The 19,727-nt window shown below is 60.2% G+C and carries 16 protein-coding genes; 6 read left to right on the forward strand and 10 right to left on the reverse strand.

The window, feature by feature from the left end; all coding sequences use genetic code 11:
• Positions 1-99: 99 nt before the first annotated feature.
• From CDQ91_RS01490 to CDQ91_RS01515, 6 genes are all read right to left on the reverse strand, one after another.
• A complete protein-coding gene (locus CDQ91_RS01490; RefSeq protein ID WP_088470938.1) occupies positions 100-606 on the reverse strand; it encodes a DUF411 domain-containing protein in 507 nt (168 codons plus the stop codon).
• Positions 603-1,754: a copper resistance protein B gene (locus tag CDQ91_RS01495; protein WP_088470939.1), complete on the reverse strand. Its 1,152-nt coding sequence runs from the start codon at positions 1,752-1,754 to the stop codon at positions 603-605. The genes CDQ91_RS01490 and CDQ91_RS01495 overlap by 4 nt, the downstream gene beginning before the upstream one ends.
• On the reverse strand, positions 1,751-3,547 hold the full coding sequence (locus tag CDQ91_RS01500; RefSeq protein WP_088470940.1) for a copper resistance system multicopper oxidase: 1,797 nt from the start codon (positions 3,545-3,547) through the stop codon (positions 1,751-1,753). The genes CDQ91_RS01495 and CDQ91_RS01500 overlap by 4 nt, the downstream gene beginning before the upstream one ends.
• A gap of 88 nt (positions 3,548-3,635) precedes the next feature.
• Positions 3,636-4,211 carry an RNA polymerase sigma factor gene (locus tag CDQ91_RS01505; RefSeq protein WP_088470941.1) on the reverse strand — a complete coding sequence of 192 codons (576 nt, stop codon included), beginning with the start codon at positions 4,209-4,211 and terminating at the stop codon, positions 3,636-3,638.
• Entirely contained in the window at positions 4,208-4,645 is a 438-nt protein-coding gene (locus CDQ91_RS01510) for a Spy/CpxP family protein refolding chaperone (protein ID WP_088470942.1), read from the reverse strand. The genes CDQ91_RS01505 and CDQ91_RS01510 overlap by 4 nt, the downstream gene beginning before the upstream one ends.
• Before the next feature lie 2 nt (positions 4,646-4,647).
• Entirely contained in the window at positions 4,648-4,914 is a 267-nt protein-coding gene (locus CDQ91_RS01515; protein WP_088470943.1) for a hypothetical protein, read from the reverse strand.
• A 125-nt stretch (positions 4,915-5,039) separates the two neighbouring features.
• Here CDQ91_RS01515 and copC point away from each other — a divergent pair, with 125 nt between their 5' ends.
• Positions 5,040-5,423 carry a copper homeostasis periplasmic binding protein CopC gene (gene copC, locus CDQ91_RS01520; protein WP_088470944.1) on the forward strand — a complete coding sequence of 128 codons (384 nt, stop codon included), beginning with the start codon at positions 5,040-5,042 and terminating at the stop codon, positions 5,421-5,423.
• Between the two features lie 4 nt (positions 5,424-5,427).
• The gene (locus tag CDQ91_RS21185; RefSeq protein WP_158213586.1) at positions 5,428-5,586 is read left to right on the forward strand and encodes a hypothetical protein; all 159 of its coding nucleotides are present in this window, start codon (positions 5,428-5,430) and stop codon (positions 5,584-5,586) included.
• Positions 5,587-5,617: 31 nt separating this feature from the next.
• Here CDQ91_RS21185 and CDQ91_RS01525 read toward each other — a convergent pair whose 3' ends face one another.
• The 3 genes from CDQ91_RS01525 to CDQ91_RS01535 all read right to left on the reverse strand — a co-directional run bounded on the left by CDQ91_RS01525 (position 5,618) and on the right by CDQ91_RS01535 (position 12,590).
• Positions 5,618-8,149, reverse strand: a complete 2,532-nt coding sequence (locus tag CDQ91_RS01525; protein WP_144036655.1) for a TonB-dependent receptor — start codon at positions 8,147-8,149, stop codon at positions 5,618-5,620.
• Between the two features lie 400 nt (positions 8,150-8,549).
• Positions 8,550-9,107, reverse strand: a complete 558-nt coding sequence (locus tag CDQ91_RS01530; protein ID WP_088470946.1) for a hypothetical protein — start codon at positions 9,105-9,107, stop codon at positions 8,550-8,552.
• Between the two features lie 189 nt (positions 9,108-9,296).
• On the reverse strand, positions 9,297-12,590 hold the full coding sequence (locus CDQ91_RS01535) for a TonB-dependent receptor (RefSeq protein WP_088470947.1): 3,294 nt from the start codon (positions 12,588-12,590) through the stop codon (positions 9,297-9,299).
• Between the two features lie 334 nt (positions 12,591-12,924).
• Between CDQ91_RS01535 and CDQ91_RS01540 the strand changes: the two genes are divergently transcribed.
• From CDQ91_RS01540 to CDQ91_RS01555, 4 genes are all read left to right on the forward strand, one after another.
• Positions 12,925-13,437, forward strand: a complete 513-nt coding sequence (locus CDQ91_RS01540) for an RNA polymerase sigma factor (protein ID WP_088470948.1) — start codon at positions 12,925-12,927, stop codon at positions 13,435-13,437.
• Positions 13,434-14,441, forward strand: a complete 1,008-nt coding sequence (locus tag CDQ91_RS01545) for a FecR family protein (RefSeq protein ID WP_088470949.1) — start codon at positions 13,434-13,436, stop codon at positions 14,439-14,441. Before CDQ91_RS01540 ends, CDQ91_RS01545 begins: the two co-directional genes overlap by 4 nt.
• Positions 14,442-15,199: 758 nt before the next feature.
• A complete protein-coding gene (locus CDQ91_RS01550; protein ID WP_088470950.1) occupies positions 15,200-17,896 on the forward strand; it encodes a TonB-dependent receptor plug domain-containing protein in 2,697 nt (898 codons plus the stop codon).
• 320 nt (positions 17,897-18,216) lie between these two features.
• Positions 18,217-19,017: an enoyl-CoA hydratase-related protein gene (locus tag CDQ91_RS01555; RefSeq protein ID WP_088470951.1), complete on the forward strand. Its 801-nt coding sequence runs from the start codon at positions 18,217-18,219 to the stop codon at positions 19,015-19,017.
• A gap of 81 nt (positions 19,018-19,098) precedes the next feature.
• Here the strand turns inward: CDQ91_RS01555 and CDQ91_RS01560 are convergent, their stop codons facing one another.
• Positions 19,099-19,701, reverse strand: coding sequence for an HD domain-containing protein (locus tag CDQ91_RS01560; protein ID WP_088470952.1), 603 nt, complete (start codon positions 19,699-19,701; stop codon positions 19,099-19,101).
• Between the last annotated feature and the right edge of the window lie 26 nt (positions 19,702-19,727).

Genomic DNA, 19,727 nt, shown 5'->3' on the forward strand with positions numbered 1-19,727 from the left:
CGAAGGGCCGTTCTTTCTTTCGGCGGCGCAGAAGGACAGTGCTTCGACAAGCTCAGCACAAACGGGGTTTAGGGTGGAGCGGATTTAACGCACGCCACTCTAAGCCGTATAAACGACCGCCAACCCCTTGGCATCGAACGCCATCACGTCGAACGCATCGACGCTGCCATCGGGCATTTCCATTCCCGGCGAACCGCGCGGCATGCCCGGCACTGCCAGCCCGACGATATCGCGCGGCTTGTCGCGCAGCAGCTTGTCGATATGCCGCATCGGCACATGGCCTTCGAGTACATAGCCCGCGACGATCACCGTGTGACAGGACGCGAGTTCGGCAGGCACGCCATGGCGAACCTTGATCTCAGGCATGTCGGGGCGGCTTTCGACCGTCACCTCATAGCCCGCCTTTTGCGCGATCTCGGCCCAGGCGGTGCAACAACCGCATTCGGGATCGCGATAAACGAGCATCTTTTTCGCCGCAGGCAGCGCTTCGGTCGCCTTGTCGGCAACCGGCGCCGCGGGCGCGCTGTTGCATCCCGCGAGCGCGACCCCGCCCGCTGCCGCGATCAGGCCAAGCAGGCTGCGCCGGCTATATCGCGCCGCCGTCAAAACCAGGTCCTTACGCCGATCACCAGGCTCGTGCTTTCGACACCCTCACCCGCCGTGCGGGCAAAGCGCGCGGTGTCGCCGAGCTTGCGGCTCCATGCGACGCCGACATAGGGCGCGAATTCCTTGACGATCTCGTAGCGCAGACGCAGCCCGAGTTCGACGTCGGACACGCCCGATCCGATCCCGCTTTCAGGAACATCCTGCAGCGCGAAGCTCACCTCGGCCGCGGGCTGCAAAACCAGCTTCTGGGTGATCCGCTGGTCATATTCGGCCTCGAACCGGCCGAGCAGGTCGCCCTTGTCCGACAGGAACAAAGCGCCCTCGACCTCGAACCAATAGGGCGCGAGCCCTTCGAAGCCGATCGTTGCATAGGTGCGATCGGCGCCGGGGCCAAAGTCCTGACGGACACCGGCCTGCGCGTTGAAATAGGGACCGATCGCGCGGCTATAAAGCAATTGCGTTTCGGTGCCCTCCAGCCCCTCACCAAAGGCTCCTTCGCCCTCGTTCTTGATCGTCAGCCGGTTGATGTCGCCGCCATACCAGACTTCGCCATTCCAGCTGTAGCCGTCATGCCCCTTGCGCGACTGATATTCGAGGTCGAAGCTGGTGTAGCCGATCAACAGGCCGCCGCTTTCGACCATCATCGCGTGGCGGGCATGCTCCATTTCGGCCTTAGGGAAAATGCGGTCGGCGTACCAGTCGCTGGGCGGTGCCGGGGCGGGAGCGTCGCCCGCGGGTAGATCGGTGCCGACCGCGCCAACCGCAGGAGCCGCCGCCTTGGGCGTGCAATGCCCCATGGCGGCATGCTCGGGCGCGCAATCCGGGTCGCTCGCCACTGGCGCAGGCGTATGATCGCCATGCGCCGTGGGGGCGGGATCGTCCTTCAGCCTGCAATGGCCCATCGCCGCATGTTCGGGGGTACAGCCGGCATCACCCTCGGCAGGCGCGGGCATCTGCTCGCCATGCGCGCTGGTCGTGGTGCCCTCACCCTCAAGGATGCAGTGCCCCATCGCGGCATGTTCGGGCGTGCAACCGGCATCGGCGGCGGGCTTCGCCGGCGCATGGCCATCATGCGCCGACTGCGCCGCTGCGGGGGCCGCGAAAGCAATCGCCGACAGACCGACGAGCAGGGTCCAGACGCGGGTCATGCGGCGTCTCCGCGCGGGCGGACGCTGACAACACGCATCATCCCCGCGTGCATATGATAGAGAAGATGGCAGTGGAACGCCCAGTCGCCGAGCGCGTCGGCGGTGAAGTCGAAGGTCGCGATGCCGCCCGGCTGGACGATCACCGTGTGCTTGCGCGGCGAATGGTCGCCCTTGCCCGTCACCAGTTCAAAGAAATGGCCGTGCAGGTGGATGGGGTGGACCATCATCGAATCGTTGATCAGATTGACGCGCACCCGCTCGCCCTCAAGGAACGGGATGGGCTCGTGATGATCGGACATTTTCACGCCGTCGAACGACCACATGAAGCGTTCCATATTGCCGGTCAGATGGATGTCGAGCGAGCGTTCGGGCGCGCGGACATCGGGGTTGCGGTCGAGCGATTTCAGGTCGTGATAGGTCAGCACCTTGTGGCCGACATCTTCCAGCCCCTGCCCCGGTTCGCCCATCCGGTTGATCGGCATCGGCGAAATCGACTGGACGCTGGGGTCGCGCTTGACCTGCGGCGCGACGCTGAAGTCGCGCATGCTGTGGTTCATGGCGCCGCCAGCAGCCGCGCCATGGGCGGAGTGGTCGGCCGCCCCGGCATCGGCGGCGGGGGTGCAATGACCCATTGCAGCATGTTCGGGGGTGCAGGCGGCATCGCCCGCCGCGCCGCCCGCCATCGCGCCCATGCCCATGTCGGTCATCGTCGCGAGCGGACGCTTGCGCAGTGGCGGAACCTCGGCCGCCATCCCGGCGCGCGGCGCCAGTGTCGCGCGCGCCATGCCCGAACGGTCGTTGACCTCGGCGACGAACGTATAGGCGCGATCGTCGGTCGGGGTGACGATGACGTCATAGGTTTCGGCGACGCCGATCTGGAACTCGTCGATTTCGACCGGCACGACGTTCAAGCCATCGGACTGCACCACGGTCATCCGCAGCCCTGGAATACGGACGTTGAAAATCGACATCGCCGACGCGTTGATGATGCGCAGGCGGACGCGCTCGCCCGGCGTGAACAGCGCGGTCCAATTGTCGCGCGGGCCATAGCCATTGACGAGGAAGGTGTAGGTCGACCCGTTGACGTCCGCGACATCGGTCGGGTCCATACGCATCGCGCCCCATTCGACACGGTCCTTGAGCGGCTGATCCTTGCCCGCGAGCAGCCCGCCGAGCGTCTGGCGCTGCATGTTGAAATGGCCAGGATTGACCTTCAGCTTGCGGAAAATCTCCTCGGGCGAAATCCGGCTGTGGTCCGACAGCACGATCACATGCTCGCGGTCGTGCGCGACCGGATCGGCCCCCGCGGGATCGATGACGATCGGGCCATAATGACCGATCTGTTCCTGCAGCCCCGAATGGCTGTGGTACCAATAGGTGCCCGACTGAACGACCGGAAATTCATAGACGAAGGTCGAGCGCGGCTTGATGCCGGGGAAGCTGACCCCCGGAACGCCGTCCATCTGGAACGGCAGGATCAGGCCGTGCCAATGGATCGAGCTGTCCTCGTCGAGGTCGTTGACGACGGTGAGCTTTGCCGTCTGCCCCTCCTTCAGGCGAACCAGCGGTGCCGGGACGGTGCCGTTGATTCCGATCGCACGGCTGACCTTGCCGTCGACGCGCATCGTCTGGCGCGCAATACGCAGCGTGATGTCATTGCCCGATACGGTCGGAAGCGACGCGACGATCCCCGTCGAGACGGGCTGCGCCCACGCCGGGAACCATGCGGCCAGCCCGGCCACGGTCCCTCCACCCAAAGCTCCGCTGACAAAATGACGCCTGTTCATACGCATATTGGTTCAACTGTTCCTTCTTGTTCACATTTCCATACGCGCCCGACCCGAGCGCCCCTCACCCTCGCAGCAAAATCCGCCGCAGCGCCTATTCCGGGGCACCGACGGCCAGCAGTTCCTTGAGCCGCGCGCGCGCGCGATAGAGGCGCGTTTCGATCGTCTTTTCGCTGACTTGCAGCATGTCAGCGGCCTCAACCTGGCTCAGCTCTTCCAGCCCGCGCAGCACCAGCACTTCGCGCAGCTTGACCGGCAGCTCGGCCATTGCGGCACGGACCCGCGCCATTTCGGCGCGTCCGGCCACTTCGGCGTCGGGCGCGGGAACGTCGCTGGCCACGTCATGCGCGCTGTCAAGTGGCAGCGCGCGCGAGAAAAAAGAGCGGACCTTGCGGCGCCGCGCCCAGTCACGGCATTTGTTGAGCGCGATGCGGGCGATCCACACCTTGAACGGGCGGTCTGCTTCATAGCGGTCGAGCGCGGCAAAACCCGAAACAAACGCCTCTTGCGTCAGGTCCATCGCCTCATCGGCATCGCCAATATTGCGATAGATAAGGCGAAAGGTCGGTGCTTTGTAGCGTGCCAGAAATTCCCGATACGCATCCTGCCGGCCAGCTTTCGCCAGCGCCGCCAGTTCGCGGTCGCTAATCTGCGATAGGTCGGGGGTCACCGCGCATCGGCGGTCAGCGCCTTGACCACGCTTTTGTCGAACATCTCCGCCTGTTCGGGGTTGAGCACCCCGCGCATCGCGAACAGATGCTCCAGCGTTTCCTTCTGCAGCGTCCCCATCACCTCATGCGTGTGATCGATCGCCTCGGTGACCTGGGGTCCATAGCCATGTTCGGCCTCGATCGCCTGCGCTAGCCGGACATTGGCGGCGCGCATCTCCTGCTCGCGCGCCTTGCGTCGCGCGGCGAACTGGGTTTCGATTTGCTCGATCTTCGCATGCTGACCATCTGTCAGTTCCAGCTGACTGTGAAGCAGCGCGTGCAGTTCGGTCTCGCTCGCCCGGGGCGCGTCGAAAACCTCCCGGCCAACAAAGACGCCAGCCAACGCAGCGATGAACGCAACGAGCCCGACCAGCAACAAGCGGCGCGACGGCATCCTCAATGGGTATCCAGCAGGGTAGACGGCGCCAGCACGTTCACCGGACCCAGAGGAGAGATCGGGCTCGCAGCGACGGCAGGCGCCGATACCGCACTGCCCGCAATTATTCCGCCGCCGAGCGAGACAAAGGCGGCAAGCGCCATCAGCCGCCGCGTCGCGAACGCTTCACGCTGACGACCGGCCAGCGCGTGCAAAATCCGCTCGTCCAGCATCTCCAGCCCCTCGGGCAGGTCAACTGCTTTCAATATTTGAAGCTGTTCGTCCATTGGACTTTCCTGCAATTCCTTCAATGCCCATACGCACCCGCGCGCCGCCCCCCTCAAAAGATGAAAAATGAGGGCGGCAGGAACAATATGCGTATTAGCAGGACAGACAAATATTTGGAGATATTATGTTCAAGTCTTTTCTCCCCTCTGCTGCGGCCGCCTTCGCCCTGATGCTGATGCCGACCGCGGCACACGCGCATGCAAAGCTCGTGGCGTCGAGCCCGACCGCAAATGCGACCGTGTCGAAAGTGACCTCGGTCAAACTGACCTTTAACGAAAAACTGATCGCCTCGACCGTCAAGGCCGAACTGGTGATGACCGGTATGCCCGGCATGGCCAACCATGCCCCGATGAAAATGCCGACGACAGCCCAGATGGGGAAAGACGGCAAGTCGATGACGCTGCTGCTCAAGCGCGTCCTCGTCCCCGGCACCTACAAGGTCAAATGGTCGGCCGCCGGCGCCGACACGCATCGCATGGGCAGCGAGTTCAGCTTTACCGTGAAATAGGGCAATGCCCGACCTTCTCCTCGTCGGCATCAGGTTCGCGCTCTTCGCCGACCTGATGCTCGTCGTGGGGCTGGCGGGCTTTCTCCTCACCGCGCACTTCGGGCGGACGGAGCGATGGCTTTGCGTGTTCGCCTTTGCTTGCCTCAACCAGGAGGCATGGTGATCGGCGCCGACTACCGCTTCTGAGCGCACATCTAAAATCGTTTGCGCACCGTCATCCGCACGACGCGACCAAGCGGGTCAATCTCCTCGCGGCTGTAGCCCGCGGGAACGCTGCCATCGTCCAGCGTAACCCGCCGATAGCCGTTGAAGAGATTCTGGACGTCGAATGAAAGCTTGAGATTGCTGATCAGCCCACCCTTTTTGGGCTGACCGAATATATGGTCGGGTTCAAAAAACATCGAGGCATTGAAGATCATCGGTGGCTTGAAACGGAATGGCCGATCGGCGTTGGACACCCGGGCTGGACTGCTCCAGCTTCCGTTCAAACTGGTGCCGAGACCTCGCTTTCCGACGGTGACCTGCATCGAAAGCGTGTGACGGGACTGGCCGCTGCCCTCCAACCGGTCAATGACAGGAACCCCGGCGCGGGTCTGCAATTGGCTTTTTATCCGCATGCTGTGATTGAGCGCGACGGAAAATTGCAGGGCGTTTTCAGGCGCGACCTTGCCTCCTCCGCGGCCGGGAAGTCGGAGCGCGATGCCAGAGCTCAGACCCGCGTCCGTATCGCGCGCCAGGTTGATCGAGCGGGCATCGACCGCGATCAGCCGCCCCGCCGCGTCGCGCGTCACCCTTTCGGGAAACGCCGCTTCGATCACGGGCGTCAGTTCGGGAAAGGAAGACACCGCACCTTTTGCCACCGCTTGCCGATAGCCAATGTTGAGCGACAGGACCTGATTGTCGAGTGGCCTGACGGTCGCATCGAGCGTCAGCCCCTGTCGGCTTCCGCGGCCCAGGTCGGGATTGCCCCCGGTAATCCAGACCGGCTCGGCGACCTCCCCGCGCGCATAATCGAAAATCCGGTTCACCGCCGTGACAATCGGGCCGGTGAGCAGTTCGAACGAGGGCGACACCTCGGAATAGTCTAGTGAGGCCCGAAATTGCACCATCGGCAGGGGCGACCAGCTCAAGGTGCCGTTAAACAGTGTTTGCAGCGGGCTGTTCGACATTGCCTGACCGCTCATCGACAGATCGACGGAAAGATCCCCCAACGGCCCGATTTCTGCGTCCCCCTGACGAGATATCGGCACGCTCAGCGATAGCTGCCCATCCATTTGCCTGTTTGTCGACTTGTACACCTCGGCCGGGCCGCCGCGATTGTCGCTCCGCCGGCTTTCGCTGCTGCCGCGGCTCGCATTCACCGAGAAGCTCGATGTCAGCGGTCCAGCCGGCAGATCAATGATGCTCTTCTGAACCCGAATCTGCCCGCTCAGATTTTCTCCGCGTGTGCGATTGCGATTGCTCCGCAACAAACTGTCATCCCAGACACCATAAGGGTTGAAGGCCGTGTCTGCGGCATCAATCAGTTGCTGGACGCGATCTACATCGACGCCCGTCTCGAACAGATTATCACTCCAGTTCCGCGAATAGTTGACGCCCAGACTGGTCTGCCACCCCCCGATCGACCCGTTCAGACTCAACGACCCACCAATGGATTTGCTGCTATTGTCGCTGCGTAGCGCCCGCTCGCCCGCGAAAGGACGGGTGAGCAGGACATCTTCGGCAAAGGGCGACCATGGGCTTCCCGTCGGGATGACCACGGACGCCATGGGCAGGCCCCGCAATCCATCGCTCCCATTTTTGTTCGCATTGACGTTCAGTGAAACGCTAAAATCCCCCACGGGCCGGGTCACCCCGACATTCATCGACATGTTGCGCCGGGACGACTGAAATGTTTCATAGACATGGGGGTCGACACCATGAAGCTCGCCTGCGGTTGTGACGAAATCCGCCAGCGCCGGTCCCCCGGCCATCGCGCCCGTCGGGATGCCCGCGACCGTCACCAGCCCACCGGCGGCCAGGCTCAACGCTGGGTCGATTTCCCCGCCATTGATGCCGGAAACAAAGCCGACGCTGTCAAAGCGGCCCGCGGGCTGCGGGATATTTCGCGCATCTTTGCGAAGTCCGGTGTCACCACTGATCCGCGCCTGGACATTCCAGCGTGTATCGCCGCTGATCGCGCTGCGCCCGGCCGACAGGTTGCCGCCATATTGGCCGCCGGCGGTCGCAAAATTCGCGCCCGCATCGACGTTCAGCATCGAAAAATTCTTTTTGAGAACCAGATTGACGACGCGCTTGCGTGCAGCCTCGCCATACTGAGCAGCCGCCTCTGGTTTCAGCACAGCCAGTCGCTCGAGCGCCTCGGCGGGATAGGAAAGAATCGAGCGATCGAAGCCCACGGGTTTGCCGTTGATCAGGATGACCGGCACATCGCCGCCGTCGTTGATGAAGGGGGCAAGCCGTCCCAGCAATTCCTGGATGCTGTCCGCGCCATGACTGGCGATTTCCTCTTCGCCGAACTCGGTTTCGGCCGCCACCTTGGCTTCGCCCCGCCGACCGGCGGTGACGACAATTTCGGCATCGGACGATGGATCGCCAGGCGACGCCTTCGCTTGCGAAGTCGCGATCGCACTTACACCCCCGACATTTTCCTGCGCACTAGCAACCGGGTAGACACCTAAGGGTACCGCGACGGAGGAAACGAAAGCAAGACGGATTAGTCTCATCGGGAAGCGCCAGCATTTCGCAGTTGTCCGCACCTCCAAAGAATGACCCGCTCCCGGATTGGATCGCGCCGACGGCGGCTAAAGTCGTCCGTATCGCTAAATGGGATAAATCCAATCCGTCGAATCATTTCATATAGTCATAACTATCTAATTTCTTATTCAAACAAAAAACTTGTGCCTACTCATTCATCCAGCCGGTGTTCGCGCGCTCGACATCGTCATCAGGCGGCGTCCCAGCGCCTGACGGCAACACTGCCATCAGGACAAGGCCCGTACGCTATCACCCGGCTCGTCCCGATCAGCCATGGCACAACTCCGACCGAAAAACGGGCGCACCCAAATTGCGCGCCCGTAATCCGGAGCCTGTGCACCCCTCATGGGAGCACGGCTACGATGTTGATTAGGTGATGTCCACCGGCGCTCCCGGAGTGATCAGGCGGAGATTGCCGATGATGGTGCAATTGCCGCTACCCGGAGTGACTTCAGGGATAACTGCGTTAACGTCGAGACTGTTATCGCCCGACGTCGGGGGATTGTCGTCATTGAAGGCAGCGGTGATATCGCCCGCACAGTCGCCGGGGGTGGGCGTAAACGCATACACGTTACGAATCGTAAAGGTTTCGGCCCCGCCCGCGTTATTATAGTCGACGTTAAAGGGCTGGGTTACGGGCACGATCCCCGGGCAGGCAAAAAAGCCGGCATCAAATTCAACCCCGTCAGTGTTGCCGGGAGTGATGGCAGGCTGCTGCGTGACGGTAGCTGAACCGGTACCAGGATTAACGATCTCGACGGTCAATGTGCAAGGGAAAGCCGGAGAACCACCCTTCTGAACGGTGACAGTCCCTTGCCACACCCACACAGGCGCTGTGCCCGGCCCCGGCGTCCAAGTTTGGGCGCTGGCGGCATGCGCATTCAACAAAGATAGCGCAGCGGTCGCAAAAATTGCTAACTTCTTCATGAAAATTCTCCCAAATAAGAGTTATTATCAATCGCACTATTGCGTCGCCGATTCGCGATGCAATAAAAATATTGAATATATTTTCATTATTGTCAATTGATTGTATTAGTTATTTTTGTACATAAGACATATCTCCAATACAATATTATAAAACTTTTACTTAATTCATCCGATAACGACCGAGAAAATTCAAAATTTCTTGGAAACACTGAAACCGATAATACGTGGATCAAGCGTGAAGACATTCGTACTTAATCCGGTATCATCAGCGTTGGTAAAGGCGTCAGTGATCGGGGCGTCGTTGAAGAGATTCTTCACATAAAGTTGAAACGCCAGAGCATCGTCGGGACGGCTGAGAGTCAGCGCCAGATTAGCGTTGTCCCAAGCCCTCAGTCGATCATAAGTGGTGTTATAGATTCTCGCATAGCTCTTCGATTGACGATAATAGTCCCCACGAAGAGTTAGCTCCCAATCCCCACCGCTAATAAAAAGGGTGTATTGCGCGCCAAGGTTGAACGTCAGTCGCGGGGAATTGGGCAATTCATTGCCCGACAAGTCGGCATTGAAGCCTCGCCCCATATTCGGCGCGCCACTGCCGCCCTGATTGATATTCAGGCCAATGTTGTCTGGATTGTAGGGCGCAAGAGGATCGTAAGTGAAGCCGAACAGGGCGTGATAGGGCGTGCCACCGGACGTGGCAGGATTGAAGTCGCCGATGCGATTGCTGCCGGGGCACATGGCTGTCAGCCCCAACTGATGCAAGTTGGTGCGCGTACTGGCCAAAATGCGCTCAACGAGTACGCGCGGCGCGACGCAATTAGAAGGAGCTTGCAACCATGGACGCAGCACCACCCAATCGGGGTTCCCTTGCGTACGGTCCATCACGTCGATCGACTGCTCACCGTCATCAAGTCGCGTCCGCAGATAGCCGAGATTGGCATCGACGCGGAACGCCCTGGAGGGGCGCCAAGCGGTTTCCAGTTCCACCCCCCAAATTGTCGCGTCAAAATTTTCATTATACGCGATACGGTCGACAATTTGTGAAACCTGATAGTCTTTATAGTCATAAAAGAATGCCGTTGCGTTCAATGTGAACCGGCCTCCGGCAAAACTATTCTTTGTTCCAACCTCCAACGCGTTGACATATTCAGGTTTGAAAGTTGTGTCGAGCGGCTGATACTGCACGATCGCGGGGTTGATATCCACGCGGGGCGGGTTGGTTCCGCCGCCCTTATAGCCGCGAGATGCAGAAAAGTAGACCAGCGTGTCATCTGTGAAGCCAAGGGATGGCTTCCAGTCAATAACGAATCTCCCGGTAAATTTACTCCATTTCTGGCTGATATCATCCAGCGCAGGATAGCCACTATTAACACGCCCCCCTGTCTGTTGCCCGGGAAATGCTGTTTCAGTTCCCCCGGCGAGCAATAGCTGGCTCGGTATCTGCGTCGAAATTTTCTTGTCGCTGGTGTAACGACTGCCAATCGTCAATTTCAGATTGTCAGAAATATTCCAGTACAATTCCCCAAACAGCGCCTTGGATTTGATCCGGACACCATTTTGACTAAGAAAATAGTTATGTCCTTGATTATCAAGGCTGTCGATCGGATTAGGATCCGTGTAAATACACTCGCGACCCTCAAAACCGAGTGGGCAGGGATTCGTAGTCAGTTCACCGCCGGCGCCTCGCATGCCCTTGTAAAAATAATCAGCGATAGCAGTGAAGAAATTATTGAAAACATAATAATCATCTCTCGATTTGAAATCGAGGTAGTTTGCCCCGATGTTAAAATTGACTGGTCCATCCAGATCGGACTGCAGCCTCAATTCTTGAGACCATTGGCGGTTTCGTGATCGGCTTATGTCGATTGACAACAGGCGGTCGGAGCATCCGACCTGCGGGTCACAATAAATGCCACCTGGCGTCACTCCGGGATACCGGCCCGTGTCTATTGGGCGGTTGAATATATCGTTCAGATTCTGGGATGAATCATTGAATACCTGCTTTGATACAAAGCGATTGTAATCCTGTGAAGAATAGTACCTGTCGCGAGCGTATGCCGATTGGGAAACAAATTTCACCCCATCTGCGGGCTCAAACTCCATATTGACCTGGAAAAGATCGTTCTTTGCGCGAAAAACTGGATCGTAGCTGGTTGCAATCTCCCGCAAGTTGCGTGACTGCACTACCTCGCTAAACGGGTCGCCGGGTTTGATCATCGTGACGGGTTGGCGGGTAATCGGATTGAGCCCGAGAGAAATTCCGCTGGCAGCAAGGTAGTAGGAAAGCGCATTACCGTTAGGTGCACCATAAGCTGCATCATCATAGAGCGAGCCAGGAAGGCAACCCTGACTCATGCGCCCTCGCGTCAGCGGATCGGCAATTGTGACATTGCCCACTTTTGCAGGCCCGGGATCGCGCGTACAAAGACTCTTGCCCGTGCGCGAACGATTGTCATCCTCCTCAAAATGCTGCCAGATAGCGTTCACGCGGAACCGATCGCTAGGTTGCCATTCGGCAATCGCTCGCGTCGACCATAGTTCACGACCATTGACGCGCTTTTGGGTGAATGTATTGTAATCGAACCCGTCGCGGCTGGTCAGCGCGCCGGCCACGCGTATACCCAACGTGTCGGTGACTGGTACGTTCAACATCGCGTTTACGCGCATCGTCTTGAAATTACCGACCTCCACTTTCGCCAACAAGCCAAAGTCGGGTTCGGGGAGCATCGGGATCAGGTTGACCACCCCACCAGTCGCATTGCGGCCATAGAGCGTGCCCTGCGGTCCGCGCAGCACTTCCACCCGTTGCATGTCGAAAAATTCGGACTCGAACAGACGATTGCGCACCAACGGCGTATTATTGAAACTCACTGCCACCGCAGGGTCACTTGACGCCGAAACCGCCTTGGTCCCGATCCCGCGGATCGAGAAATTGTACATGCTGAAATTGCTCTTGGAGAAATTGACGTTCGGTACTGCACGCAGCAATTCCGACCCGCCCTCGATCTTGCGATCGTCAAGTGCAGCTGACGAAAGTGCCGTCATCGCGATCGGCACGTCGTTGATCTTCTCTTCCTTCTTCTGTGCGGTCACCACGATTTCGGAATCATTGGGAAGATCCGCTGCGCTGGTCGGCGACGGGCTGGGCGACGGCGCCGCTTTCGACGGCGTGACCACGAAGATGCTGCCTTCGCGGCGGAAGCTGAGCCCGGTTCCTTCAAGCAGGGTACGCAGCGCGGTTTCCGGATCGGCGCGCTTGCTATAGCCGCTCGTCCGCTTTCCGGTGACCACTGCGCCATCGGCCATGATCGTCATGCCGCTCTGAACACCGAAGTCGCGGAGCGCCTTTGCCAGCGGCTGGGCCGGGATCCGATAACTTGTGACCGTTTCACGCGCGAGCGCCCCACCGCCCGTCAAAGCCAGACAACCGATCGCAACACTGCTCAAGAAAAAATGATTCAAACCGCGTGAACGCAGACGCATGCTTACCCTCCCAAGTCCCTGTACCGGGGTTATTCCCCGTTTATTGACCCCACTTGATTGACGTCAGAAATGATGACGCAAGATTTCGAAATAAGGGGGGGGTATCGATTGAAAATATCCCGTCCAATGTGGATATATTCGCTGGACGATAGCCAGAAACGCAATAAACCACAGCAGCGCAAAAAAAAGACTCCCCCCTGTTCCGCTCGCCGTGCGTCTACCCTTTCGGGCGCGATCGGCGTGTGGACCTTCGCGGACTTAATCATGGTGGGGAAATGACGTTGGGCTTTCGAGAAAAAGGGCTGCCTCCGCCTCCGCAGGGCACAGCCTGTACATGACAGCAGCCCAACCGGACCGCGACCTGTCGGCATGGATGTCGGCCTATGGTCCGGGGCTGCGCAGCTTCTTTCGGCGCCGGGTACCGGAGGCCGATGTCGAAGATCTGGTGCAGGATGTGTTCGTGCGGCTGCAGGCCGCGCAACTGGGGGCGCCGATCGAAAATGTCGAAGGCTATTTGTTCGCGACAGCGCGTAATGTGCTGATCAGCCAATATCGCAAACAGGCGGCGCGGCCGACGCTGCTTACCGGCGAATGGCTGGACCATTATGAGCTGGCCGACCCGATTTCCCCCGAACGCATAGCCATCGGGCGACAGGAATATATGCGCGTCCTCGACGCCATATTAAACCTCCCACCCCGCGCACGCGAAGCGTTCCAGCTCCACCGTTTTGAACATCTAACTTATCAGGCAATCGCACAACATATGGGAATTACGAAAGATTCTGTGAAGGAACTGATGCAGCGAGCCTTGCTGAACATCGCGCAGGCGATGGAGGTGGACGCATGACTGACGATCCGGAAAAGCTGTCGGCTGCGGCGCGCGCCCAGGCCGTACATTGGCTGAATCTTCGGCTGTCGGGTGACATGACTCTCGACGACGAAGATGAGTTTCGCGCCTGGATCGACCTGTCCGACGATCATCGCCAAGCCTATCGCCGGGTCGATCGGGCATGGAACCTCAGCCGGGCCGTCGCGGGCGATCCGAGGTTACCCACGGTTCAGGAACAGAGCATGGCGAAAGCTGGTATCTTCGCGAGATACCGGCGCGGTTTATCCATCGCGGCATCGCTTCTGCTTGTGGTCGGGCTCGGCTGGACAGCCCTTCCCTACCTCGACCTCCAGCCCGACCATCATGCCGTGGACACCCAGCAACAGGCCTTCCGAACCGGGACCGGGCAACGCACCCGCATAACGCTGCCCGACGGGTCGGTGGTGACGCTCGATGCCGAAACCGAATTGCGCCTTCGTAACAGCGCGGCGGAACGCCGGCTGGACCTGATCCAGGGGCGCGCCTTTTTCCGCGTCGCGCATAACCCGAACCGTCCGTTCGTCGTCTATGCCGACGGCAAAAAAGTGCGCGCGATCGGGACCGCGTTCGAGGTCAGTCTGGACCGTGGAAACATGGTCGTGACTTTGACCGAGGGCAAGGTCCGGGTCGAAGGCGCGAACGCGGGTTCGGACGGCGGCGCCGACCTGGTGCCGGGCCGCCAGCTGGTGGTGGGATCGGATCTCGACTGGACGCTCCGCCGCGTCGACGTGTCCAAGGAAACGAGCTGGACCCAGGGGCGCCTGATTTTCATGCATGATCCGCTGTCCAAGGCCGTGGCAGACGTCAATCGCTATTCCACCCGAAAACTGGTCTTCGAAGGCGGCGCAGTTCCCGACAGGCAGATCGTCGGCGTGTTTGAAGCAGGCGATGTCGAAGGCTTTGTGAAAGCCATAGAGCTTCAGGGCATCGCGCATCGCACCACCTCCACAAGTGACGAGATTTTGCTGGTCGGCGACGAATAGGGGCCGGCGACGGGTCCGGTTGTGCAGCTTGTCGAGCATGAACTGGATGCCGGTCTGAACCGAAGGCGGAGCCGCGCGGTCACAGGCTGATATGCTGATCGTTTCGACTGCGGCTTCCGCACATCCGCCGCCAATCGCCCCGGCGATATGGTGAGATCGGGCGTAGGCACAGCTATCACATCGCCGACCTCTAGCGCGCAAAGCGGGTAGCCGCCCCGGCGCGGGCTTCTTCCAGGAACTATCGCGGCAGTGCGGCCGACACCGTTTGCCTCCACAAGGCGCTGCTTTTGCATGACGCGCCGCTCGCTCGGCGTAAATTATCCGGCGCGGCGAGCGCGAATAGCGCCGACGAACAAAAACCCGCAATGCACGCACCCCCGGTGGGGCCTGGACCAGTTGGGCACAGGTCCTTGAGCCCAAGCGCCGTTCGCAGGCACCGCCTCTCGCAACGTCGCATGGCATGAGCGAAAATTGAAACCTGTTGAAATTCCAAAATATGGGCCATGGCGAACCCGATTTTCCCAAACATGGATTGTGGTGAAACATCGTGATTCATGGCTTGTCGAGCCGGATTGCCCCATTTCTGGATGCAAAAATTTTCTATAATTGAAAATTATGTCAGAATCTGGGTTGATTTTTCCAAATATTGCGACTTTATAGAAATTCGCAAACACGAGGGCGCAAGGGCCTCGCGGCTAAGAATACAAGCGAACATCGGGCTGCAGAATTTTGCCGTCCAATTGGCAAAGGGGATAATTATGAGGATCAACCAATCCTGCTGGTACGCCGGCACCGCACTTTCCATGCTGGTCGGCATGAGCCCGGCATATGCACAGTCGGCAGACGCTGCCGCCGAGGCCACTTCCAACGACGAAATCATCGTGACCGGGTCGCGCATTCAGCGCTCGGGTTTCGACGCACCGACCCCGACGACCGTGATTGGCGAGGCCGAGCTCGCGCTGGGCAACCGCCCGAGCATCGCCCAGGTCCTCAACGACACTCCCCAGTTCCGCCCCACATCGACGCCGACGACGACGGCCGCCGGCACCAACAGCGGCGTTTCGACCCCCGACATGCGCGGGCTTGGTGCAGTACGCACGCTCACGCTGATGGGCGGGCACCGCTTCACGGGCTCCAACGATCTCAACACTGTGCCGAAGAGCCTCGTCAAGCGGATCGACGTCGTGACCGGCGGCGCATCGGCGGCCTGGGGCTCGGGCGCCGTTGCGGGTGTCGTCAACATCATCCTCGACGATGATTTCACCGGCTGGCGCATGGGGGCGCAGACCGGCGTGTCGTCGCGCGGCGACGGCGCGCGCTATGGCGCCGATATCGCATGGGGCACGGATTTCGCTGACGGTCGCGGCCATTTCATGATCGCTGGCGACTATATGAAGGATCGGGGCATCCTCAGCCGCAAGGGCCGTCCGAACCTCGAAGCGGGGCTGTTCGACCACCCGACCGAGGGACTGATCATCGCGAAAGACCCCAATTCGACGCAAGTCTATAATGGCGGATCGATCCTCAACGGCCTCGGCGCCCCCTATGGCTTCGTCTTCAACGGCGATGGGAACATCGTTCCCTTCCCGCTGGGCAGCGCCACCAAAGGGCTGACGACGGTCGGCGGCGGCGGCCAGAACACCTTCGATTACACCGCGGTCAGCGCACCCTATGAGCGCATCAACACCTTTGCTCGCGCCAGCTTTGATGTGGCCGATTCGCTGAAGGTCTGGGCGCAATTCAGCTTTCACCGCATGACGGGGAACTACAACCTCTACCCGGAATCGGCGGCCGTCGCGATCATGCCCGACAACGCCTTCCTGACGCAGGCAAACCGCGACCAGCTCGCAGCAGCGGGCATCACCGGCCCGTTCCTCCTCGGCCGCTTCCTCGACGATGTCGGTCCCGACAAGATGATGAAGCTCAACTATAACCGGCGCAATCTTGAGGGCGCGATCGGCCTCGAGGGCAGCTTCGGTGACGGCTGGAAATATAATGCCTATTATGATCACGGCGAAGTCCGGATCAGCAACCGGCTCAACAACCAGCGTATCAAGGCGAACTTCGCCAATGGCGTCGATTCGGTGCTCGTCGGCAATACCCCGACCTGCCGCATCAATGCCGACGCCAACCAGGCCAACAATGATCCCAATTGCGTGCCGATCAATCTCCTCGGTAACGGAAACATCTCGGACGAAGCCGCTGCATGGGCCTTTGGCGGATCGCATCTGATCGCCACGATCAAGCTCGACACGGCGGGCGCCAGCCTGTCGGGTCAGCCCTTCGCAACCTGGGCTGGTCCCGTCGACATCGCCATCGGCACCGACCTCCGCTGGGAAGAACAGGTCACCAATTATGTCGACCCGCTCTCGCTGGCGAACGCGCTCGGCACGCTGAACTCGTCGCGGACCAATGGCGGCTTCAACGTCAAGGAAGCCTTTGCCGAAGTGAACGTGCCGCTGATTAATGCCGAAGGTGTGGCGCGCCTCGAAGTCAACGGCGCGGCGCGCTATTCGGACTACAGCACCAGCGGTGGCATCTGGTCGTGGAAGACTGGCGGCACCCTGCGTCTCGTCAACGACCTGTTGCTGCGCGCTGTCTATTCGCGCGACATTCGGTCGCCCAGCATTGCCGAATATTTCACCGGTCGCTCGGTTGGTCAGGGAACTGTCCAGGATCCCTTCAGGAACGGCGCGATTCAGAGCAATGTTACCGTCTATACGGGCGGCAACAAGAATCTGACCCCCGAAATTTCCCACACGCTGACCTTGGGTGGCTCCTATTCGCCCCATTATATTCCGGGTTTCCGCCTGTCGGTCGACTATTATGATATCAATATCGACAATGTCATCACAACGGTGCCCGCACAGTCCTTGCTCCTGCGATGCCACGCAGCAAACTCGGCTGATCCGACTTGCGGTGGCATCATAACGCGCCTGCCGAACGGCGACATCGAATTGATTCAGAACACGGTTCGCAACCTCGCCAATTACAATACGCAGGGCCTCGACATCGAAGCATCGTACCGGACGGCGCTCGGCAACGGGAACCTGACGTTCCGCGCGCTTGCCAATCACGTCTTCCAGCTGGAAGTCGATGGGGTCGATGTCGCAGGCATCGTCGGCGGCGAGACCGCCTTCTCCACCCCGAAATGGCGCGGCAGCGCAACGGTGGCCTTCGACAATGCCGACTTCGGCGCCAATGTGCGCGTTCGCTACGTCGATGGCGGCCTTTACAGCGTGCCGCCGCCGGCCCCGGCCAAGGCGCCCGCGAACAACCAAAACGGCAGCCGCACCTATGTCGATCTGGGGCTGCAGTTCAAGGCCGGGCAATTCACCCTGTTCGGCAACGTCAACAATCTGTTCGACGTCGATCCGCCGCTCACGCCCTTCATCACGCCGAACTACGACGTCATCGGGCGCTATGTTTCGGGTGGCGTGAAGTTGAACTTCTAAACCTTATATACAGGTAGTCCCGGGGGGCGGCGGTGTCGATGACACCGCCGCCCCCTTTTTGTTTGCGGCCTGCCCGCCAAAAGGCGGCTTTTTTTTGGAGGCCAATTCAGGCCTTCCCCTTCGTTATCCCCGACTTGATCGGGAGTGACGAGGTTGCGAAACTGTGGTGATTTTCTACCCCATGCCCGTCGACCAGCCGCGCGCAACAATCCAGTCACGCCGAAACCCCTTCCCCCTTGCACTCGCTTTCCAAATCGGTCACAACTTTACGTGAACGTAAAGGTAAAGCCGAAACGCCAGCGCGAGAGGATTTCTTCCCCATGACCAGCATCCCGACCTTTGACACCATCAAGCTCGAGGTCGCCGACAATGTCGCGACGATCACGCTCAACCGCCCCGAACGGCTGAATTCGATGCCGCCCGCGATGGCCGACGATATTCGCCTCGCGCTCGACCATCTGCCCGGCCTCGGTGCGCGCGCGCTGCTGATCACGGGCGAAGGGCGCGGTTTCTGCTCGGGCGCCGACCTTGGCGGCGACCGTAGCTCGGCCGTCGGCGGCGGCGCGAACAGCCGCAAGGCGCTGCGCAACCATTATAACCCGATGCTGCTCGCGCTCGCCAATCTCGACATTCCCGTCGTCGTCGCGGTCAACGGTCCGGCGGCGGGCGTCGGATGCAGCTTTGGCCTGTCGGGCGATTTCACCATCGCGGGCAAGAGCGCCTATTTCCTTCAGGCCTTCGTCAACATCGGGCTCGTCCCCGACGGCGGCTCGTCGTGGCTACTGCCGCGCCTGATCGGCCTGCCGCGCGCCACCCAGATGATGATGCTGGGCGAAAAGATCGGCGCCGAGCAGGCGGCCGACTGGGGGCTGATCTATAAATGCGTCGAGGATGATGCGCTGATGGCCGAAGCACGGGCGCTGGCCACGCGCCTTGCGAGCGGCCCGACGGTCTCGCTCGGGACGATGCGCAAGATCCTGCGCGACGGCCTGTCGCAAAGCTATGCAGATACGCTCGACGCCGAAGCGAAAGGTCAGTTCATTGCCGGCAACAGCGCCGATGCAGTCGAAGGTATCATGGCCTTCGTCGAAAAGCGCAAGACCGCGTTCAAGGGCAAGTAACCCGGACACGCGAACCCCGGCCAGTGCCGGGGTCCAACCACTTACCTAAGGAACCTGCCCCGGCGTTTGCCGGGGCATTTTTTACGCCGCCGCCTCTTCGACCATCACCTTTTTGTAGATGCTCGTGCGCGGATAGGAACAGACCCGCATCACCATCGGTTCGAAAAATTCCAGCGGTTCGCTGTCATAGTCGGGGTCGAACGCCGGGGCGTCATAGGCTTCGCAGAAATGCGCGCAGGCAGCATAATGCGGGCTGTCCTGAAACTGGTCGCGCATGTCGCGGTCGAGGCCCAGATAGTGGAAGAAATAATGGCCCTGAAAAATCCCGTGATGCTGGACGATCCACAGATTTTCTTCTGACAGAAAAGGCTTGAGAATCGCGGCGGCGACATCGGGGTGATTGAACGCACCCAGCGTGTCGCCAATGTCGTGGAGCAGCGCCATCACGACATATTCCTCGTCGCGACCGTCGCGGTGCGCGCGGGTCGCGGTTTGCAGACAATGTTCGAGCCGGTCGACCGGAAAGCCGCCATAATCCCCGCCGAGCAGTTTCAGATGGTCGAGGATGCGCTTGCCATTATTCGGCGCAAACGCCTTCTGCTCGCGCGCGATAATGTCCCAGTCCTGCTGCGTTCCGTCGATCATCGATCGGAACGTGGCATGTTCGTGCGTCATGTCATTCATGGCCAGCTCTCCCGTTATTTGGGCCA

Origin of the sequence: Sphingopyxis witflariensis (assembly GCF_002205635.1) — a bacterium.
GTDB lineage: Bacteria > Pseudomonadota > Alphaproteobacteria > Sphingomonadales > Sphingomonadaceae > Sphingopyxis > Sphingopyxis witflariensis.

What these genes read in the sequence shown, in the direction of transcription:
- copC (WP_088470944.1), top strand. Translation starts at nt 5,040, where the DNA reads ATGTTCAAGTCTTTTCTCCCCTCTGCTGCGGCCGCCTTCGCCCTGATG.
- CDQ91_RS01560 (WP_088470952.1), bottom strand. Translation starts at nt 19,701, where the DNA reads ATGAATGACATGACGCACGAACATGCCACGTTCCGATCGATGATCGAC.
- CDQ91_RS01540 (WP_088470948.1), top strand. Translation starts at nt 12,925, where the DNA reads ATGACAGCAGCCCAACCGGACCGCGACCTGTCGGCATGGATGTCGGCC.
- CDQ91_RS21185 (WP_158213586.1), top strand. Translation starts at nt 5,428, where the DNA reads ATGCCCGACCTTCTCCTCGTCGGCATCAGGTTCGCGCTCTTCGCCGAC.
- CDQ91_RS01525 (WP_144036655.1), bottom strand. Translation starts at nt 8,149, where the DNA reads ATGAGACTAATCCGTCTTGCTTTCGTTTCCTCCGTCGCGGTACCCTTA.
- CDQ91_RS01515 (WP_088470943.1), bottom strand. Translation starts at nt 4,914, where the DNA reads ATGGACGAACAGCTTCAAATATTGAAAGCAGTTGACCTGCCCGAGGGG.
- CDQ91_RS01495 (WP_088470939.1), bottom strand. Translation starts at nt 1,754, where the DNA reads ATGACCCGCGTCTGGACCCTGCTCGTCGGTCTGTCGGCGATTGCTTTC.
- CDQ91_RS01555 (WP_088470951.1), top strand. Translation starts at nt 18,217, where the DNA reads ATGACCAGCATCCCGACCTTTGACACCATCAAGCTCGAGGTCGCCGAC.
- CDQ91_RS01550 (WP_088470950.1), top strand. Translation starts at nt 15,200, where the DNA reads ATGAGGATCAACCAATCCTGCTGGTACGCCGGCACCGCACTTTCCATG.
- CDQ91_RS01535 (WP_088470947.1), bottom strand. Translation starts at nt 12,590, where the DNA reads ATGCGTCTGCGTTCACGCGGTTTGAATCATTTTTTCTTGAGCAGTGTT.
- CDQ91_RS01500 (WP_088470940.1), bottom strand. Translation starts at nt 3,547, where the DNA reads ATGCGTATGAACAGGCGTCATTTTGTCAGCGGAGCTTTGGGTGGAGGG.
- CDQ91_RS01530 (WP_088470946.1), bottom strand. Translation starts at nt 9,107, where the DNA reads ATGAAGAAGTTAGCAATTTTTGCGACCGCTGCGCTATCTTTGTTGAAT.
- CDQ91_RS01545 (WP_088470949.1), top strand. Translation starts at nt 13,434, where the DNA reads ATGACTGACGATCCGGAAAAGCTGTCGGCTGCGGCGCGCGCCCAGGCC.
- CDQ91_RS01510 (WP_088470942.1), bottom strand. Translation starts at nt 4,645, where the DNA reads ATGCCGTCGCGCCGCTTGTTGCTGGTCGGGCTCGTTGCGTTCATCGCT.